Here is a 17,182-nt window from a genome sequence, read left to right as displayed (position 1 = left end):
TAAAAAGATAAATTATTATTGATAAATCAAGCAAATAAACGCTATTCCAGTTAATAATCAACAATAAATGATGATTTATTGTTATATTAGCAATCTCTAAAGAAAGTATCAAAAATGAAAAAAGCTGCAGCTTTTCTGCTCACTTCAATGGCGCTTCAAAATATGAGTGCGCAAAGTTTTATTCAAGCTTATAAGGACAGAGCAGATATGGTAACCCAAACCAATATCAGTACAAATCTTCAGGAATTTGCAGGATTTGGGATAAAAAAGACAGGTACAACAGCCAATAACAATGCTCTGGACTGGCTTAAAAACAAATATCTGTCCTACGGATATACTGTAAACAACATGTCTGAAGATACTTTTACCTACGGAAGCAGTACTTCAAAAAATTTAATTATTACCAAGACGGGAACTGTATACCCTAACAAATATGTTATTATCTGTGGACATTATGATACGATTGTAGGTCCCGGAGTAAGTGACAATGGCAGTGGAACGTCCATCATTCTGGAGGCAGCAAGAATATTAAAAAATGTTCCCACAGAATACTCTATCAAGTTTATTCATTTTTCCGGAGAAGAACAGGGCCTTGTAGGAAGTAATCATTATGTAAATAATGTAGCGTATCAGAACGGCAGCCAGGTTCTGGATATCAAATTGGTCTTAAATATTGACCAGGTAGGTGGACTGATTGGGAATAACAACAATACGATTACCTGTGAAAGAGATACCGGCGGTGTATCTTCCAACAACGCAGCTTCTACTGCTGTAACACAGGAACTGATGAACTGTACTACCCTTTACTCTCCTCTTCAGACTAATCTTTCATATGCTTACAGCTCAGATTATATGCCTTTTGAAGCCAAGGGATATACCATTACCGGGTTTTACGAGTACTTGAGAAGTGAAAACGAGCATACGGTAAGTGATACTTTTGCCAATCTGGACCCTGTCTATGTTTTTAATGTAGGAAAAGCTGCTGTGGGAGCCTTACAGCATTTTGCTATTGCATCTACATCCAGTAACCTGTTAGGTACCAACGAAACATCCGTGCAAAAATCTGGTGAGACAATCAAAGTTTATCCTAATCCGGCTAAAGATCTTGTAACCGTGGAATTTCAGGAGAAAGTAAAGCAATTCAAAGTTGAAGTCAATGACATGTCAGGAAATACTGTTTTATCCCTTGAAAACCAGGAGAAAATAAATACTTCAGGATTAACAAACGGGGTGTATACCTTTACTATTACAACAGATAAAGGAAATACAACAAAAAAAATAATCATTACTAAATAATGTCAGGTAGAATATTCTGAATCTGGTTTACATTCGGGAATATTCAGCATTACTCTATACAATGAAGAAAATCGCTACTTTTTTACTGGCTTCTATCGCTATTCAAACTATTGGAGCCCAGAGTTTTATTCAGGCTTATCAGGACAGAGCAGATATGGTCAACCAGACCAATATTACAACTTCCCTTCAGGAATTTGCTCTTTTAGGAGTAAAAAAAACAGGTACTCCAGCCAATAACAATGCTTTAGAATGGCTAAAAACCAAATACCTTTCCTATGGCTATACTACCAGCCAAATTGTGGAAGACCCTTTTACTTTAGGGGGCTACAGCTCTAAAAATCTGGTGATTACTAAAACAGGAACAGTGTATCCTAATAAATATGTAATTATCTGTGGACATTTTGATAGTATTACAGGGTTAGGGATCAATGATAACGGAAGCGGAACTTCTATTATTCTTGAAGCAGCAAGGATTCTTAAAGATGTTCCGACGGAATATTCTATAAAATTCATTCATTTTTCCGGAGAAGAGCAAGGGCTTCTGGGAAGTAAACATTATGTCAACAATGTAGCTTATCAGAGTGGGGTCCGTGTTTTAGATATTAAACTTGTTTTTAATCTGGATCAGGTAGGCGGTGTGATGGGAAATAATAACAATACCGTTTACTGTGATGAAGATCAGGGTGGACTTTCAACAAATAATGCCGCTTCTGCTGCTGTAACTCAGGAACTCAGAAACTGTACAGCACTCTACTCGCCTCTTCTGACAGAGGTAGATCCCGCTGAAGACACGGATTATATTCCTTTTGAACAGAAAGGCGAAGTGATCACAGGTTTCTTTGAAAGAATAAGAAGTACTTACCCGCATACAGTGAATGATACTTTTGCCAATACAGATCCTGTTTACATTTACAAGATAGGAAAAGCGTCTGTGGGAGCATTGCAGCATTTCGCTGTTGCCACCGGCACATTGGGAACGCATGAAACCACAGGGAAAAACACGTTGGAAAATATAAAAATCTATCCCAATCCGGCAAAAGAGATCATCAATATTGAACTTCCGGACTCTGGAATTAAAAATTTCACTTTTGAAATTACGGATTTCCAGGGACGTTCTATTTTCAAGAGAAACAATGAAACAAAAATTAATGTTTCAGGTCTGGAAAACGGAGCATATATCGGAATTTTAAAAACCGGAGATCAAAAGGTCGTTAGAAAGGTGATGATCGAAAAATAATACAATTTATAATCCTCTATAATACCTAAACCTTTGAATTTTTTCAAAGGTTTTTATTTTTATCCCAATTGCAATATTCACAAAAGCTTCATCAAAACTAATATGATATTCATAATAAATACAATATTAATCTAAACTATTAAACACTTTATTGTGATTTATTTACTACATTCGTGTTACCAAATAATATTATTTATATGAAAAAATTCACAACACTTTTATGCTCTGCATTGATGATTCAGAGTATTGCGGCTCAAACTTTTATTCAGGCTTATAAAGACAGAGCAGATTTGGTTACCCAGACCAATATCACCACAAATCTCCAGGAGTTTAGTAATTTAGGCGTAAAAACCACAGGCTCAGCAGCCAATACCAATACGCTGAACTGGATCAAAAACAAGTATCTTTCTTACGGCTATACTGCCAGCCAGATAGAAGAAAGTCCTTTTACTTTTGGAAGTACCAGCTCTAAAAATTTAATCATTACCAAAACCGGAACACTGTATCCTAACAAATATGTTATCATCTGCGGGCATTTCGATACCATCTATGGTCCGGGAGTAAATGATAACGGCAGTGGAACGTCTATTATCCTTGAGGCTGCAAGGATTCTTAGAAATGTTCCTACAGAATATTCTATAAAATTCATTCATTTTTCTGGTGAAGAACAAGGATTAAAGGGAAGCAGCCATTATGTGAACAATGTGGTATACCAGGGAGGCGTCCGCAAACTGGATATCAAACTGGTCTTCAATCTGGATCAGGTGGGCGGTGTGAAAGGAAATAATAATACAACGGTATATTGTGATGAAGACCAGGGAGGTGTTTCCAGTAATAATGCAGCTTCTGCAGCTGTTACCCAACAGTTGAGAAATTGCACAGCACTCTACTCTACTCTTCTGACTGCCGTAGATCCGGCTGCCGATACGGATTATATTCCTTTTGAACAGAAAGGTGAAGTAATTACCGGATTTTTTGAAAGAATAAGAAGTACTTATCCTCACAGCTCTAAAGATACCTTTACTAATATGGATCCTGTTTATGTATACAAGATCGGAAAGGCAACCGTGGGTGCATTACAGCATTTTGCAAGCGCTTCTACTACTATGAGTAAACCCGCTTCTAAAAATTTACTGGAAACTGTAAAAATCTATCCTAATCCCGCTAATAATATTCTGAATATTGAATTACCGGATTCTAAGGAAACCAACTTCAGTTTTGAAATCAGCAATTCTTTGGGAAGATCACTTTTGAAAGTCAATAATGAAAGAAAGATTAATGTTTCCGGCCTTCAGAACGGAGTGTATATTGGAGTTTTGAAAGTAGGTGATGAAACTCTTGTGAAGAATATTATGATTGAAAGATAAGATATTAATCAGATTATATTAAAAAACAGCAGGGCTATTCCTGCTGTTTTATTTTAAAAGAGCGTGTTTAAATATTTTTACTTCAAACAGTTATTTTTTAATGCGAGTTTTTTTATTGTAGAAATAATAGTCTGTTCATTAATAAAGCCATTTTTGATATCTGATAATAACTCTTCCAGAGTTATTTTATACAGATCCGCTTCATTCAATGACAAAAACCGTATAATTTCTTCTAAGGCTCTATCAAAATCTTTAAGCCCACAATAGGACAAATACTTTATCTGGGAAGCTAACTCATTGTGCCTATCTTTCTGTAATAAATCATTGGCAATATTAACAGACCATTGATATTCTCCTAAATTACACCAACAGTATGACATGAATAACAATCTGTATTTTTCAGATTTTACAGGTAACTCTCTGATATTCTGTAAAATTTCCACAGCGGGCATATATTGCCCGTTATCCATTAAATCTTTAGCTTTCTGTAACTCATCAATCATATTTTAAGGTTTATTTCTCTGATCTTAAAATAACGTTTTTCATTTACCGAAGGAATTTTTGTCTCACAATCAAAAAGCGAGTTAATTTTTATTGAGTTCTACTTTTAAGAACCTCTTCAATTTCCTCCACTGAAAATCCTTTGGCTTTCAATAAGATTAAAAAGTGATACAGAAGATCTGCAGCTTCATTTTTAAAGAGCTCCTCATTATTATCTTTAGCTTCTATTACCAATTCTACGGCCTCCTCACCTACTTTTTGCGCCATTTTATTGATACCTCTCTGATAAAGTGAATAGGTATAAGATCCTTCAGCTTTGGTATCGATTCTCTGAGAGATCTTTTCTTCCAGTTCATACAGAAACCCTTTGGCATTCTTTTCTCCAAAGCAACTGAAACTTCCTGTATGACATACTACATTCTTCGGAACAGCTTTAATTAAAATGGTGTCCTGATCACAGTCGATGTTAATACTTTTTACGGTTAAGAAATTCCCGGATTCCTCACCTTTTGTCCAGAGTCTGTTTTTGGAGCGGCTGAAAAAAGTAACAATTCCCTCTGCTTTTGTTTTCTCAAAAGCTTCTTCATTCATGTAGCCCAGCATCAAAACCTGCAACGTTCTGCTGTCCTGGATAATTACCGGAACAAGTCCTTTATCTTTATTAAAATCTATTTTCATCGTACTTCTATTTTTTGAGTTTTTAACTGTTGTTTCAAATCCTGAATTCCTATTTCATTAAAATGGAATATACTGGCTGCCAATGCCCCGGTAGCTTTTGTTTCATTAAATACTTTAACAAAGTCATCCACAGTACCCGCACCTCCTGAAGCAATCACAGGAATACTGATATTGTCTGAAACGAGCTTTGTAATGCGAAGGTCAAAACCGTTTTTTGTGCCGTCACCATCCATGGAAGTTAATAGAATTTCTCCTGCTCCCAAACGTGCTGCTTCCTGTGCCCATTCCAGAGTAGTAAGTTCCGTAGCTTCTCTTCCGCCTTTGATATGAACAAGATCTTTACCTCCCACCTCTCTTGTATCCACCGCTACCACCACACACTGGCTTCCGAATTCTTTGGCCAGATCAGAAATAAGCCCGGGATTTTTCACCGCTGAGGAATTGATACTGATCTTGTCTGCTCCTGCTTCCAAAAGCTTTCTTACATCTTCTACAGATGAAATGCCACCTCCTACTGTAAAAGGAATACTAAGCTCTTTGGCAATCTCCTTTACCAGCTCTACAAATGTTTTTCTATCTTCAATAGTTGCCGTAATATCCAGGAAAACAAGCTCATCAGCTCCTTCCAGCTCATATTTTTTGGCCAACTCAACGGGATCTCCGGCATTTTTAAGATCTTCAAAATTGACTCCTTTCACCGTTGCTCCATCCTTAATATCCAGACATGGAATAATTCGTTTCTTAAGCATTTTCAATAAAGTTTTGAAGTTGTTGTAAGCTTATTTTTCCCTCATAAATTGCTTTTCCGATAATTGTCCCCGCACATCCGATATCTTTCATTTTATAGACATCAGCGATGCCTGAGATCCCACCGCTTGCTACCAGCTGAACGGATGTTTTATATAAAATCTCAATATAAAGTCCAGTTGAAGGCCCTTCCAGCATCCCATCTTTTGCAATATCAGTACATATTGTGGATTGTATTCCTTTTTTCTGATACTGAAGGATAAAGTCAATGACATCATTATTACTTTCTTCCAGCCAGCCGGAAGTTTTAATCTTTCTGTTTTCGCAGTCTGCCCCTAAAATGATCTTCTCAGCTCCATATTTTTCAATCATTCCATAACAGAATTCAGGATTTTGTACCGCAATACTTCCTAAAGTGATCTGTTTTGCCCCGGAATTGAAGGCTGTTTCAATATCCTCCTGAGTTTTTAGTCCTCCTCCAAAGTCAATATCCAACACAGTAGACCTGGCAATATTTTCCAGAACCTTCTGGTTGACAATATGCTTTGATTTCGCTCCGTCAAGATCCACCAAATGAAGGTATTGAATCCCGAAGCTTTCGAACTCTTTAGCCACTTCTACAGGGTCTTCATTGTATATTTTCTTTGTATTGTAATCTCCTTTTGATAAACGGACACATTTCCCGTCGATAATATCAATAGCCGGAATTATTTTCATCATTATAAATTTATAAAGTTTTTAACGATCTGATTTCCCACCAGTCCTGATTTTTCAGGGTGAAACTGTACCGCATAGAAATTGTCTTTCTGCAAAGATGCACTGAATGGCAGGATATAATCACAAACAGATGTGGTAAAGTCTGAAAGCTCACAATAATAACTATGAACAAAATACACATCATTATTCTTTTCTATTCCTGAAAATAATGGCGATGTCTGTTCTGAAAGCGTATTCCAGCCCATGTGTGGAACAATATCCTTTGCCGGAAATTTTCTGACATTGATATCAAAAATCCCCATTCCTTCGGTATCTCCTTCTTCATTTCCTTTACACATCAGCTGCATGCCCAGGCATATCCCTAAAACCGGTTGTTTGAGGCTTGGAATCAATAGATCAAGTTCTTTTTCCTTCAGCAGTTTCATAGTAGAGGAAGCTTCTCCCACGCCGGGAAAGATCACTTTATCAGCTTTTAAAATCTGTTCGGGATCATCGGTGATCACAGAATCTATTTTAAGCCTGTTGAGGGCATTCTGAACGGAGTTTACATTTCCTCCGTTATATTTTATTATAGCAATCATATTTATAAACTTCCTTTTGTAGAAGGCAGGCTGTAATTAGTATCTGATTGATTCACTGCTATCTTAACGGCTTTTGCAAAGGCTTTAAAAATGGATTCAATTTTGTGGTGTTCGTTATCACCTTCTGCTTTGATATTCAGATTCGATTTTGAAGAATCTGTAAAGGATTTAAAGAAGTGAAAAAACATTTCCGTAGGCACATCACCTATCTTTTCTCTTTTAAATTCAGCATCCCAAACGAGCCATGATCTTCCTCCGAAATCAATAGCCACCTGAGAAAGGCAGTCATCCATCGGAAGCAGGAAACCATACCGCTCAATTCCTTTTTTCTTTCCTAATGCTTTTAAAATAGCTTCTCCCAACACAATTCCTGTGTCTTCAATCGTGTGGTGCTCATCTACGGCAAGATCACCTTTGACTTTAATCTTAAGATCCATATTGCCGTGTCTGGCGATCTGGTCCAGCATGTGATCGAAAAAGTGAAGCCCGGTTGAGATATCTGACTTTCCGTTTCCATCGAGATTGACTTCAATTTCAATATCGGTCTCATTGGTTTTTCTGGAAACTTTGGCTTTCCTCATTCCTGATTTTAGGAACTGATAAATCTCTGACCATTTTGAAGCAGACAGCTCAGATTCAGTATTGAAGTTTTGATTAAGATAAATTGCTTTAGATCCAAGATTTTTAGCAAGTTGAACATCCGTAATTCGATCACCAATTACATAGGAATTTTCAAGATCATAATTACCATAGATATATTTTCCAAGCATTCCAATTCCTGGTTTTCTGGTGGGAAGATTTTCGGACTCAAAGCTTTTATCAATTAAAATATCACTAAAAATGATGCCTTCGTTTTCAAATGCCTGCAACATTTTTTCCTGTGGCTTTATGAAATCTTCTTCGGGAAAACTTTCCGTTCCCAATCCATCCTGATTGGTCACCATCACCAATTCGTAATCCAGTTCACTGGCAATTTTTGCTAAGTTTTGAAAAACTCCCGGATAAAACTCAAGTTTTTCCAGAGAATCTACCTGAAAATCTGTGGGCGGTTCGATAATTAACGTTCCGTCGCGGTCTATAAAAAGTACTTTTTTCATATGTTTTTTATAAATTATTTTTTAACCATTAAGCTTTTTTAAATGGTTAAGAAGTAGTAAGAACATACCTGGAGCTATTAATTTAGCTTGTATTTTATTCATCCTGAATCTTAACTGTCCTTATAACACACTCTTTATTAATGGTTACACCTTATATTCCTTTTAAAAGATTAATTAATTTTTCATTTTCTGCTCGGTTTCCTACATTGATCCTGATACATCCGGGAATTGCCGGATCTCTTCTGCTGGTTAAAACTTCTTCTTCCAACATTTTTGCATACACTGAATCAACGTTTTCCATTCTGATCAGAAAGAAATTCGCATCTGTTGAAAATACTTTCGAAATACATGGAATTCCTTCAAACTGCTGCTTCAGCCACGTTATCTCTTCCAAAATACGGTTTACATTTTTCTGAAGTCTGCTTTCATCCTCCAATGTCTTTAAAATAAGCTCCTGGCTCAGTACATTCACGTTATAAGGTGCTTTTACAATATTAATAAGATTAATAATTTCTTCTGATGCATAAGCCATTCCTACCCTTGCGCCCGCGATTCCCCATGCTTTGGAAAATGTCTGCAGTACGATCAGGTTAGAATATTGATTCAAAAGTTGAATACTTGATTTTTGTCCTGAAAATTCGATATAAGCTTCATCTACTACCACAATTCCGTTGAAGTTCTGAAGATAAAATTCAATATCGGCTACACTGTTTCCGGTAGGATTGTTAGGTGAACATAAAAAGAAAATCTTCAGTGAAGGATCTTCTGCTGTCTTTAAAAAATCATTTTTAACGATTTCAAAGTTTTCATCCAGATCTATTTTCAAAACCTTATTCTCGTTGATTGCTGCATAGAAACCATACATCGCAAAGGACGGATTCATCATCAGAATGGCATCTTTTTTAGGCTCACAGAAAATTTTAATGATAAGGTCTATCAGCTCATCACTTCCGTTTCCTATGGCAATCTGTGACGGCACAACATTTTTAAGCCCTGCAAGCTTGCTTTTAAGCCTTTTTTGGGTAGAATCCGGGTAACGGTTGTAATCCCCAAAAGGACTTTCATTCGCATCCAGCATGACAGGTGCATTAAATTCGTTATTGTCCCTGAAACTGACGTAGGGTTGTAGTTGTAATATATTTTCTCTTACCAGAGTTTTGATACTGTTATTTTTCATTGTATTGTTTTTCATTTTAATTATTCTAAACCATTAAGATGAATTGAGTTATTAAGCAGTGCGCTAAATTCAAATGTACTTGAGGCTTAATTTTACTTAAAAGTTTTATTTTCTTAATGGTTCAAATTCTTTTTTCTGGATAAACGCAAGGGCGCAAAGTTTTTTAATTCTTGCTTTTTTTAAGGCGCGTGAAAATCTAAGATTTTCAGCAAGGGCTTGAATTTTATTTTGTGTTTTATATGCATTATTTAAGTTTATCGGAGATAAAATCCTTGCGTCTTAAAAAACACTCTAATTATATCCTTCTCGCGTCTTTACGTTTTCCAACATTTATTATTTAATCTTATGGAAACTGCATTTTTGTGGGCAAACAGGCCTTCTGCTTCTGCCATAAGCTCTATGGTTTTTCCTAGATTCTTAAGGCCCTCTTTTGAAAGTTGCTGGAATGTTATTTTTTTCACAAAGCTATCCAGTGACACCCCGCTGTAATTCTTTGCATACGCATTGGTAGGAAGCGTGTGATTGGTTCCGCTGGCATAATCCCCAGCACTCTCACAGGAATAGTTTCCAAGGAAAACAGATCCTGCATTCTGAACTTCCGGAATATATTTTTCAAAATCATCAATCGCCAGAATAAGGTGTTCCGGTGCATAAAGATTACTAAATTCAAGAGCTTCTTCCACAGAATTCACTAAAATAAAAGAACTGTTTTCCAATGCCTGAGCTGCAAATTCATTTCTGGGTAATTCTTTGATTTGCTGTTCAACACATTCTATTGTTTCATCAAACACTTTAAGATCTGTCGTAATAAAAACCACCTGACTGTCGCTTCCATGTTCTGCCTGAGAGAGAAGATCTGCCGCACAAAATTCAGGAACAGCCTGCTCATCTGCAATTACAAGAACTTCACTAGGTCCGGCAGGCATATCGATCGCAACTCCAAAACGCTGAGCGTATTCTTTAGCTGCTACTACAAACTGATTACCAGGTCCGAAAATTTTATTAACAGCAGGAATGCTTTCTGTTCCAAAAGTCATTGCTGCAACGGCCTGCGCTCCTCCCGTTTTAAATATTTCTGAAACGCCGCAAAGCTTTGCTGCATAAAGAATTGCGGGATTAACATTTCCTTTCTTATCCGGTGGCGTGCAAAGAACTATTTCTTTACATCCGGCAAGATTTGCAGGAACTGCAAGCATCAATACGGTAGAGAATAATGGAGCCGTTCCTCCCGGAATATAAATCCCAACTTTCTCTACAGCACGATTTTCACGCCAGCACACTACACCTTTTGTGGTTTCAATTTTCTGAATTCCCTGTTTTTGCGAAGCGTGAAATATTGAAATATTCTCCTTTGCCTGTTGAATCGCCTCTTTCAGTTCATCTTTTATCTGCTTTTGTGCATCTTCAATTTCTTCTTTGGAAACCGAAATGCTTTGAGTATCTGCTTTATCGAATTTTTTATTGAACTCTATTAAAGCTTTATCACCATTTTTTTCAACTTCTGCAAAAATTTCTGTAATGAGCCCTGAAATTTCTTTCTTCTCCAAAACAGGACGTTTTACCAGGTCTTTCCAGGTGTCTTTTGTGGGAAATTTATATACTTTCATTGTACTATTTTAAAAGTTTTTTGAACCATTAAGATCCTTTTAAGTTGTTAAGTTTCATTAAGATCATAGCTGAAGCTATATTATTCAGCTATTTTAATTGCTATTTTTTTTGATAAACGTATTCAATTTTATCGCAGATAAAATCTTCGCGCCTTAAAACAGTCTTAATTTTTATTCTTTAGCGTCTTTGCGTTCACCAACATTTTAAATAACCATTTTATCAATTGGAATGATTAAAATATCCTGAGCGCCATTTTCTTTGAGTTCATCAATGACTTCCCAGAAACGTTCTTCATCAATCACAGAATGAATACTGCTCCAGCCTTCTTCTGCCAGAGGAATAACTGTAGGGCTTTTTAATACAGGAAGTACTTCTGATACTTTCTGAATCTTTTCATTGGGAACATTCATCAGAATGTACTTTGAATTTTTTGCTTTTAAAACCGCTTTGATCCTGAAGACCAGTTTTTCAAGAATAACCTCTTTTTCAGATGATAACCGGGGTGTTTGAGCCAGCACAGCTTCCGATTTCAGCAAAGTAACCGTTTCCCTTAATCCGTTTTTGAATAAAGTACTTCCGGAACTGACAATATCACATATTCCATCAGCCAGACCGATATTGGGAGCGATTTCTACAGAACCGGAAATAACGTGGATATCAGATACAATTCCTTGATTTTCTAAAAAGTTTTTAAGGGTATTGGGATAAGAAGTGGCAATTTTTTTGCCCTGAAAATAAGAAAGCTCATCGGTTTCTACTTCTTTGGGAACAGCCAGTGAAACACGGCATTTTGAAAACCCAAGCTTCTGGATCGTTTTGATATTTTCACCTTTTTCAATCAGAAGATTTTCACCAACAATGGCAACATCCACCACTCCGTCTTCCAGATATTGAGGGATGTCTGAATTCCGTAGGTACATGATTTCCATCGGAAAGTTATCTACTGAAACTTTGAGCTGGTCTTTCCCGTTGTTGACGAAGATTCCGCAGTCTTTGAGAAGCTGAAGAGATTCTTCGTAAAGCCGGCCGCTTTTCTGGATTGCAATTTTTAATTTACTCATTTTGCCTTTTTTGGGTCTGAGCAAATAAAAACTGATCTGTTGAAATTTCTGAGGAGAATTCAGGAAACAAAAAAACCGTCTATTTACTCAGACGGTTTTAATTATTTTTGATTTTAGCATATACTTATATCAATCAATTCCGTCTAGCAGAGATGATGATGATAATGATGTAATGCTAAAAAAGTTGGTTTCATTGTTTGAATTATGATGCAAATGTAGGATTTATTTTTAAAATGCAAAGTTTTTTCAGATTAATTTTTGATAAAAATTCATCAACTGTTTTGCAATGGGTTCGTCATTAAACTTCTGAACAAACTCGAAACCCTTTTCCTCACGGCGTTTTCTCTCTGATTCATTTTCCCAGAGAAATTTGAGTTTGGCCCTAATATCAAGATCATTATCCGGATTGATATAGACAGAGTCTTTTCCTCCTGCTTCCGGCAGACAACTTGTATTGCTTGTCACCACAACAGTTTTGGAGAAAAGCGCCTCAATCACAGGGATTCCGAAGCCTTCAAAGAAACTCGGATAGACAAAAATATCTGCCAGTTTATAGAGACAAGCCAGTTCATCCATAGAAACTCCTTCGAGGAAGAGCACCTGCTTTTCCATTTTATTTTTTTTCAGGAAACGTTCTATTTTCTGGTAATACTTGGTTTTTCTTCCCACCACAACCAATGGAATTTCTGTTCCGCTGATTGCTTTTACAACATTCAAAAGGTTTTTGCGGTCTTCAATGGTTCCAACATTGAGCACAAATCTTTCGGGAAGCTTAAATTTCTCCTTTACGGCTTCCATTAATTCCGGAGACTGCTGTTCTTTAAAAGCATGATGACATCCCTGATAAATGACTTCAATTTTAGTCTCAGGAACTTTTAAATATTGGATAATATCTCTTTTGGTCTGTTCCGAAATAGCAATAATTTTATCAGCTGAATCAGCCGCTTTTTTAAATTTCCAGAAATGAATCTTTCTGTCAAAAAAAGAATAATACTGCGGATATCTTACAAAAATCAGATCATGAATGGTTACCACCTTTTTAATAGGTTTTGGATCCCATTTTAAAGGAAGTTCACCGGATAATCCATGGAAAATATCGGCTCCCTGTTTTTGGGCATCTTTACCCATTTTCAGTTGACGTGATAAATTCCCTTTTGAGGTTTCAATAAATTGAACATTAGGGCGTTCCAGAATCTCTTTTCCCCTCTCCGATTTGTTCTTGTTGAGCAACAGATATTCATTGTCCGGTTCATATTCAGAAAGGATTCTTACAAGATCTCTCGAGTAATTTCCCAGACCGGATGTATTGTGGAAAAACCGTTTTGCATCAAAGGCAATCTTCATCGTTGTATCTGTTTTTGAAATTCCTGAAATGTACCGAATGTATGTCCTTTTTCTTTCAGCCAGCCTACAAATGAATCAAACCTTTCTACCATCTCTTTTCCTGAGTTTTTTACAGTAAATCCAGGAAGTTTAAAGGCTTCATCTTTAATTTCTGCAAATTCCCACGGATGGAAATAAATGTTCAGATATTGGTCTTTTTTCAAACTGTCCGAAGCCAGTTTTTTATAGAAAAATAAAGGAAAATTATGGAAACTTAACCAAAACAGAGGAATTCTGAAATTAGGAGAAACCGAAGCCGGAATCTGCGTTACATTTCCTTCTTTGAAATACGTTCTGGATACTTTTAAATTGTTATATCTTCCCGGCAAAAAGGTCGGATTGATGGATGAATTGTAAGAATATCCTGCTTTTTCCACTTCTTTTTCGTCTACAGGCATCATTCTCGGCATTCTTAATCCGGTAACCTTTGTAGAAAATAATTCTTCCAGTTTCTCTCTTGATTCTTTGAGGTGTTTCTCTTCAAATTCTGAATGAAACCAGGTGTGAGAAGCCAGCTCATGGCCTTCATTTAACAATCTTTCAATAAGAGGTCTGCTGTTTTCTGCAAAAACTACTGTTGAAAAAAAAGTAGCTTTGGCATTATGTTTTTTAAGAATATCGAGAATTCTCTCTAATCCTGTCTGTGAAATTGAAATCTGCTTTTCAAAGGGAATTTCACCCTTATATTCTAATGGCATATCAAATTCTTCAATGTCAAAACTCAATAAAACCATCTTAAAAATTTTTGTTTTTAATAATATAATTAGGTCTGTCTTTCACCTGTTTGAATATTTTACCTAAATAAATCCCCATAATTCCTAAGATAATGAGCTGAAGTCCTCCAAAGAAAACAATGGTCATAATCAAAGATGCCCAGCCGGAAATCTCTGTTTTGGCAATAAATGAATGAATAACATACGCTCCATATCCAATCACTGAAAGTGCCGAGAATAAAAATCCCAGATAAGCAGCCAGATAAAGAGGTTTCACACTGAAAGCGGTAATTCCCGTAAAGGCAAAAGTAAACATCTTTTTAAGGTTGTAACTGCTTTTTCCTGAGAGTCTTTCTGCTGCAGTAAAGTCGATTCCCGTTTGTTTGAAACCCATCCAACTCGTTAATCCTCTGAGGAACAGGTCGTCTTCATTAAAATTCCTCATAACTTCAACAGCGCTTGCATCCAACAGTCTGAAATCTGAGCCGCCGCCCTTCGTTAAGTTAACATCTGACAAGCTCGATAAAAGTTTGTAAAATAAGTCTGATGTTTTTCTTTTAAAAAAAGAAATCTCTTTAGGATACGTTCTGAAAGTAAAAACTACATCATACCCTTCTTCCCATTTCTGAATCATCTCAGGAATAAGCTCAGGCGGATGCTGAAGATCGCCATCCATAGAAATGACTGCATTTCCGTGGGCACTGTCCATTCCTGCTTTTACAGCCGGCTGGTGGCCGAAATTACGGGAAAATTCGATAAATTTCACTTCATCATACTGACTGGCAAGTTCTTCTAATTTTTGTTGAGTATTGTCTCGGCTTCCGTCATTTACAAATATGATTTCAAAATCATAGTTGTGCAAACCATCAAAAACTTCTTTGATTTTCTGATGGATCATAGCGACATTTCCCTCTTCGTTATAGGCAGGAATTACAATTGAAATTTTCTTCATATGTATTAATTCAGGCTGTAATTTTTCTCAAAATCTTTAGTCAGAAGTTCATAAGTTACTCTCAACCAGATTACAATACAAGGTACGGCTTTTAATGAATATTTAATAATATAATTCTCTTTTACAAATTTCGGGAACAGATCCGAGGTCGAGAAACATGTGAAAATAATGACAAAAACCAGCAATCCTATGATGAGCGGCGTTCTTTCTTTCTGAAGGAAAAACCATATCAATACTCCTACCACCGCAATAATATACGTGGGAGATTCTGAACTGGAACTGAACAATACCAAAAACAGTAGTGTTGAAGCCAGAATCATCAATTGGAAAGCATAATGCTTATATTGCTTTATTCTGATGTATGGTAAAGCAAAAAGTGGCAATCCTCCGGCTAAAAATACAAGATTAGAAATGGATGCGTCTCCCAGAACTCTTCTTACAAAGCCCATTAAAGAGATATCCTGCATGTTTCCAAGAACCTGGTTTTCATTATTCTTTTCTACAATAGACTGAAACCAATCCGTGTAGCACTGAATCACAAACTGCGGACTTGAATAGGCCATTGGAAGCACGAAAAACAATATAGCAATGCCAATTCCTGAAAGAATAAATTTAGTTTTGTTTTTAATAAAGAAAAACTGCGTCAAACCTACTATTCCGTAGATTTTCACAAATATTCCAATTAAAATTGCTGTTACAGATTTTACTTCTTTTCTTTCGTAAATATATACTGCAGACAATAGCAAAAGTCCTGTCAGTGCTACGTTGAACTGCAGGCTTAAAGCCGCTGTAATGTATTCCTGAAGACAAAGCAGTCCGAAAATGGCTTTCTTGCTGTCTGAAAATGGCAGTTTATAAATACCGTAGATAAAGATGAAAGTATTGGCAATATTCCAAAGGGAAATTCCCAACCAGTCCGGCATCATGGCAAACGGTGCAATCAATGCACTGAAAAATACACCATAATGGTTCAGATCAAAATAAAGATCGGGATAATGGATAAATAAGTTTTTCTGATGAATGGTATTAAAGAATACATTTTTAAAAATCAGATAATTATTAATCGCATAATCTCCTCTCAGGTATTTGGAAATTGCCGTAACAACGGATATAATAAGATAAACCCCAAATATATATTTAGGGTTTAATAGTATTTTAAGGAATTTTTCTTTCAAGATTGTGGTATTAGATTAAAATATTAATCTTAAACAGCTACATTATTCTCTCTTAAAGCATCATTCAGAGATGTTTTCTTGTCTGTAGATTCTTTTCTCTGACCGATGATCAAAGCACATGGAACCTGATATTCTCCTGCTGGATACTGTTTTGTATAGCTTCCAGGGATTACTACTGAACGTGCAGGAACTCTTCCTTTGATTTCAATCGGCGTATCTCCTGTAACATCGATAATTTTTGTAGAAGCGGTCAATACTACGTTGGCACCCAATACGGCTTCTTTTTCTACGTGAACTCCTTCTACAACAATACATCTTGAACCGATAAAGCAGTCATCTTCAATGATTACCGGAGCAGCTTGTAAAGGTTCCAATACACCACCAATACCAACACCGCCACTCAGGTGAACGTTTTTACCGATCTGTGCACAGCTTCCTACAGTCGCCCAAGTATCTACCATTGTTCCTGAATCTACATAAGCACCAATATTTACGTAAGACGGCATCATAATTACTCCCGGAGCAATGTAAGCACCTTCTCTCGCTACTGCATGTGGTACAACTCTCACCCCTTTTTCAGCATAACCTCTCTTCAAAGGCATTTTATCATGAAATTCAAACGGGCCTACTTCAATAGTTTCCATTTTCTGGATCGGAAAATACATTACTACAGCTTTTTTCACCCATTCATTTACCTGCCATCCGTTTTCTGTAGGTTCCGCAGTACGAAGTTCACCTTTATCAACTAAAGAAATAACTTCTCTGATCGCCTTCTGGCTGTCTTCATTCTGCAATAATTCTCTGTTGTCCCAGATATTTTCAATAGTTTGTTGTAATGACATGTTTCTTATTTAAATTAGTTTGAAAAATTATACTGCCCAAAGATACAAAA

17 protein-coding genes are annotated in these 17,182 nt (G+C 36.4%); 3 read left to right on the top strand and 14 right to left on the bottom strand.

Features of this window, described 5'->3' with window-relative positions:
* Positions 1–114 precede the first annotated feature (114 nt).
* The 3 genes from J2786_RS05055 to J2786_RS05045 all read left to right on the top strand — a co-directional run bounded on the left by J2786_RS05055 (position 115) and on the right by J2786_RS05045 (position 3,900).
* The gene (locus J2786_RS05055) at positions 115–1,296 is read left to right on the top strand and encodes a M28 family peptidase (RefSeq protein WP_047430729.1); all 1,182 of its coding nucleotides are present in this window, start codon (positions 115–117) and stop codon (positions 1,294–1,296) included.
* 61 nt (positions 1,297–1,357) lie between these two features.
* Positions 1,358–2,533, top strand: coding sequence for a M28 family peptidase (locus J2786_RS05050; protein WP_047430731.1), 1,176 nt, complete (start codon positions 1,358–1,360; stop codon positions 2,531–2,533).
* 197 nt (positions 2,534–2,730) lie between these two features.
* Complete coding sequence (locus J2786_RS05045; protein WP_047430732.1) at positions 2,731–3,900, top strand: M28 family peptidase; 1,170 nt, start codon at positions 2,731–2,733, stop codon at positions 3,898–3,900.
* Positions 3,901–3,977: 77 nt separating this feature from the next.
* On the opposite strand, the gene J2786_RS05040 is transcribed toward J2786_RS05045, so the two are convergent.
* The 14 genes from J2786_RS05040 to J2786_RS04975 form a co-directional block, all read right to left on the bottom strand.
* On the bottom strand, positions 3,978–4,403 hold the full coding sequence (locus tag J2786_RS05040; RefSeq protein WP_047430734.1) for a hypothetical protein: 426 nt from the start codon (positions 4,401–4,403) through the stop codon (positions 3,978–3,980).
* 88 nt (positions 4,404–4,491) lie between these two features.
* A complete protein-coding gene (hisIE, locus tag J2786_RS05035; protein ID WP_142015843.1) occupies positions 4,492–5,079 on the bottom strand; it encodes a bifunctional phosphoribosyl-AMP cyclohydrolase/phosphoribosyl-ATP diphosphatase HisIE in 588 nt (195 codons plus the stop codon).
* Positions 5,076–5,828 (bottom strand): imidazole glycerol phosphate synthase subunit HisF, encoded by a 753-nt coding sequence (gene hisF, locus J2786_RS05030; protein ID WP_047430738.1) that lies wholly within the window; start codon positions 5,826–5,828, stop codon positions 5,076–5,078. Before hisF ends, hisIE begins: the two co-directional genes overlap by 4 nt.
* Positions 5,821–6,543, bottom strand: coding sequence for a 1-(5-phosphoribosyl)-5-[(5-phosphoribosylamino)methylideneamino]imidazole-4-carboxamide isomerase (gene hisA / locus J2786_RS05025; RefSeq protein WP_047430739.1), 723 nt, complete (start codon positions 6,541–6,543; stop codon positions 5,821–5,823). The genes hisF and hisA overlap by 8 nt, the downstream gene beginning before the upstream one ends.
* A 2-nt stretch (positions 6,544–6,545) precedes the next feature.
* Positions 6,546–7,124 carry an imidazole glycerol phosphate synthase subunit HisH gene (gene hisH, locus J2786_RS05020; protein ID WP_047430741.1) on the bottom strand — a complete coding sequence of 193 codons (579 nt, stop codon included), beginning with the start codon at positions 7,122–7,124 and terminating at the stop codon, positions 6,546–6,548.
* A 2-nt stretch (positions 7,125–7,126) separates the two neighbouring features.
* Complete coding sequence (hisB, locus tag J2786_RS05015; protein ID WP_047430743.1) at positions 7,127–8,221, bottom strand: bifunctional histidinol-phosphatase/imidazoleglycerol-phosphate dehydratase HisB; 1,095 nt, start codon at positions 8,219–8,221, stop codon at positions 7,127–7,129.
* A gap of 151 nt (positions 8,222–8,372) precedes the next feature.
* Complete coding sequence (gene hisC / locus J2786_RS05010; protein ID WP_047433275.1) at positions 8,373–9,398, bottom strand: histidinol-phosphate transaminase; 1,026 nt, start codon at positions 9,396–9,398, stop codon at positions 8,373–8,375.
* A 314-nt stretch (positions 9,399–9,712) separates the two neighbouring features.
* Positions 9,713–11,005, bottom strand: a complete 1,293-nt coding sequence (gene hisD, locus J2786_RS05005; protein WP_047430745.1) for a histidinol dehydrogenase — start codon at positions 11,003–11,005, stop codon at positions 9,713–9,715.
* Positions 11,006–11,209: 204 nt separating this feature from the next.
* Complete coding sequence (gene hisG, locus J2786_RS05000; RefSeq protein ID WP_047430746.1) at positions 11,210–12,067, bottom strand: ATP phosphoribosyltransferase; 858 nt, start codon at positions 12,065–12,067, stop codon at positions 11,210–11,212.
* A gap of 246 nt (positions 12,068–12,313) precedes the next feature.
* Complete coding sequence (locus J2786_RS04995; protein WP_047430748.1) at positions 12,314–13,411, bottom strand: glycosyltransferase family 4 protein; 1,098 nt, start codon at positions 13,409–13,411, stop codon at positions 12,314–12,316.
* On the bottom strand, positions 13,408–14,184 hold the full coding sequence (locus J2786_RS04990) for a polysaccharide deacetylase family protein (RefSeq protein WP_047430749.1): 777 nt from the start codon (positions 14,182–14,184) through the stop codon (positions 13,408–13,410). The genes J2786_RS04995 and J2786_RS04990 overlap by 4 nt, the downstream gene beginning before the upstream one ends.
* Before the next feature lies 1 nt (position 14,185).
* Positions 14,186–15,115 carry a glycosyltransferase family 2 protein gene (locus tag J2786_RS04985; RefSeq protein WP_047430751.1) on the bottom strand — a complete coding sequence of 310 codons (930 nt, stop codon included), beginning with the start codon at positions 15,113–15,115 and terminating at the stop codon, positions 14,186–14,188.
* A gap of 5 nt (positions 15,116–15,120) precedes the next feature.
* Positions 15,121–16,290 (bottom strand): glycosyltransferase family 87 protein, encoded by a 1,170-nt coding sequence (locus J2786_RS04980; RefSeq protein WP_047430753.1) that lies wholly within the window; start codon positions 16,288–16,290, stop codon positions 15,121–15,123.
* A gap of 29 nt (positions 16,291–16,319) precedes the next feature.
* Complete coding sequence (locus J2786_RS04975) at positions 16,320–17,132, bottom strand: 2,3,4,5-tetrahydropyridine-2,6-dicarboxylate N-succinyltransferase (RefSeq protein WP_047430755.1); 813 nt, start codon at positions 17,130–17,132, stop codon at positions 16,320–16,322.
* Positions 17,133–17,182 lie beyond the last annotated feature (50 nt).

Source organism: Chryseobacterium vietnamense, assembly GCF_031454475.1.
Classification (GTDB): domain Bacteria; phylum Bacteroidota; class Bacteroidia; order Flavobacteriales; family Weeksellaceae; genus Chryseobacterium; species Chryseobacterium vietnamense.
The sequence above is the reverse complement of the archived record's forward strand: the minus strand, read 5'-3'. Positions and strand labels throughout refer to the sequence as shown.